1 protein-coding gene and 1 pseudogene are annotated in these 2,317 nt (G+C 74.7%); both read left to right on the forward strand.

Features of this window, described 5'->3' with window-relative positions; genetic code table 11:
* Positions 1 to 315: pseudogene (locus ACWJ6R_RS34810) on the forward strand (sigma-70 family RNA polymerase sigma factor); the annotation flags it as partial.
* 205 nt (positions 316 to 520) lie between these two features.
* Positions 521 to 2,155 (forward strand): NYN domain-containing protein, encoded by a 1,635-nt coding sequence (locus tag ACWJ6R_RS34815; RefSeq protein WP_449066283.1) that lies wholly within the window; start codon positions 521 to 523, stop codon positions 2,153 to 2,155.
* Positions 2,156 to 2,317: the final 162 nt, after the last annotated feature.

Below are 2,317 nucleotides of genomic sequence, written 5' to 3' on the forward strand. Positions count from 1 at the left end.
CCTGCCGCTCGACGGGCTGGCCCGCGGGGCCGGGCCGCGCGGCTGGACGTGGTGGCCTGGGAGGGCGACGCCGATCTCCGCGGTGACCGGGTGAGCGCGGGGGCGGGCCCGCTGCGGCCCGAGGGCGGCGACCGGAACCCGGACAACCCCTTCGACGGCTCGTCCACGGGGTCGGTGGGAGTCGACCTCACTCCCGGCGTGGACGTCGACCGCTTCCAGACCGTGCTGGGGCGGAACCCGGTGCTCCGGCTGAGCACCCGCCGGGACTCGGTCCTGTTCGGGGTGGCGGCCGTGACCGTGCAGACCCGTTCGTGATGAACGGCCTCTATAAAGGGACAAACTGGTACGGTCGGCCTGAACGCTCCGGCGGGCGGTCGGTTGCGGGTGGAATCGTCGGGATTCGCCCTCGGTCACGCCGCTGCTTGACTACCCTGGAGAAGGCCCACCTGTCCGGCCTTTCGGGGCGTTTTCAAGCGTGTCCGAGCCGTAGGGCCGGGCGACGTAGGAAGGGCGGTGTCGCGTGGATCGCTGCGCGCTGTTCGTGGACGCTGGCTACCTGCTGGCAGACGGAGCGATGGCCGCGCACGGGACCCGGCATCGCGAAGCCGTCTCGTGGGACTACACCGGCCTGCTCCGGCTGCTCAACGAACTGTGCCGGGAGCGCACCGGGCTGCCGCTGCTGCGCTGCTACTGGTACGAGGCGACCGTCGAGGGCCGCCACACCCCCGAGCACGACACCCTGGGCGACATCCCGGGCCTGAAGCTCCGGCTCTCGCGCATCCGGCCCGGCCGCCGGGAGGGCGTCGACGCGCAGGTCCACCGCGACCTGATGACGCTCGCCCGCAACAACGCGATCTGCGACGCGGTCGTGATCAGCGGGGACGAGGACCTGACCCAGGTCGTCTGCGACGCGCAGGATCTGGGGATCCGGGTGACACTGGTGCACATCGCCGCCGACGGGGGCTGGGGCGTGTCCCGCTCGCTCCGCCAGGAGTGCGACGACCTGATCGAGATCGGCGGCGGTAACCTCCGGCCGTACGTCAACCTGCTCTCCGGGAGCGGTGAGGCGTCCTCCGCCCAGGGGGCCCTGAGCGCTCCGGGCGCCGCCGTGGCGCTGAACCACGGGGGCTCCCCGGGCAACGGGACCCGCGCCGGTTACGAGGTCTCCCCGGGTTCCGGTTACGGGACGTCCACCGGGAACGGCGCCCGGTCCGGCTACGGCGCGGCGGTGGGCAACGGCGCGGTGGCGGGCTACGACACGGTGGCGGGCAACGGCGCGGCGGGCAACGGCGCCTCCTCCTCGAACGGGGCCGCCTCTCCGAACGGGACCCCGGCCGGGAACGGAGCCCTGTCCGGGAACGGGGCGTCGCCGGACGGCCTCGTGCCGCTGAACTACGGCGGCACCACACCGAGCAACGGAGTGCCGTCGCACCGGGGCGTGCCGTCCGGCAGCGGCTCCGGCAACGGCTCCGGACACGGTTACGACGCGGGCAACGGGGTCCCCCCGGGCGGCGGAACGGCGTCCGGGGGCGCCGCACCGGACGGCGCCGCGCAGAGCCGGCCTTCCCCGGGCAGCCCGTCCCAGCCCGCCTACCCGGGCTACTCCCAGGAGTCCCCGCCCACCTCTCCGGCTCCGGCCGTCTCCTCCTCCTCGGGATCGCAATCGGGGACGCAGCCGGGACCGCAGCACGGCTCGACCGGTTCGATGCCCACCATCTCGCCGTACGGCTCCGGCGGCGCCGGTAACGCGGGCGGTGCGCCCAGCTACCAGCTGCCCAACCCCTACACGGGCCCGCAGCCCGCGGCCTCCCAGTCCCAGCCGCACGTCCAGCCGCAGCCGCAGCCCATCGGGCCCTACACCGGCCCGCAGGCCGCTCCCGTGCCGGTCAACGCGGCGGCCGGCGGTACGACCACGCTGGCCGACGCGGTGAAGGCGGCGCACAAGGAGGGCCACGACTTCGGCGAGTCCGTCGCCAAGGACGCCCCGGCCCTGTGGCTCGAAGCCGTCCTGGCCCGCAAGCCCCGGATGCCCTCCGACCTGGAGGCCCGCCTCCTGCAGGGCTCCTCGCTGCCGATCGACTTCCTCCTGCACGACGAGGTCCGGCACGCCCTGCGCCGCGGTTTCTGGGACGCCCTCGAACGCGCGCGCCACTGACCGCGGGCACGCGGCCGGTCCTTCCGCGCCGCGGGTGGGTCGGTGGTGCGCGGTGGCGGGTCTCCGTGCGCACCGCGGGTGGGTCGGTGGTCCGTGGTGGCTGGTGCCGGTTCGCACTGCGGCGGGCCGGTGGTCCTGGCGGCCGTCGCAGTTGATGCCCGG

Source organism: Planomonospora algeriensis (genome assembly GCF_977012225.1).